The sequence below is a fragment of the Neisseria sp. P0014.S009 genome, from assembly GCF_051958155.1.
GTDB lineage: Bacteria > Pseudomonadota > Gammaproteobacteria > Burkholderiales > Neisseriaceae > Neisseria > Neisseria flavescens_C.
On sequence record NZ_JBQCVS010000186.1, the window covers coordinates 1 to 251 of the forward strand.

Below are 251 nucleotides of genomic sequence, written 5' to 3' on the forward strand. Positions count from 1 at the left end.
ATTTAAATGCGTGGTGCAGTGGATACTCAGGTAAAATATATTCTGATAAATTATTTGGAGTAATCAATACCACTTCTACTCCTGAAACTAGTTTTAGAAGCTCGAAATGCGATTGACGGGATTCTGACATTGGATTGTTACCAGTCCAAAAAGTGTAAATTTTTCTAGGAACGGGATTCTTGTCAATTATGAATGTTGTTTGCTTAATAACCTTACTTAGAAAACTATCTGGATAGTTTTCTGACTTATAT

The 251-nt window shown here is 33.1% G+C and carries 1 pseudogene; it reads right to left on the reverse strand.

The features are described 5' to 3' along the window. Positions 1-251, reverse strand: a pseudogene (locus ACTHS4_RS12235) (hypothetical protein); the annotation flags it as partial.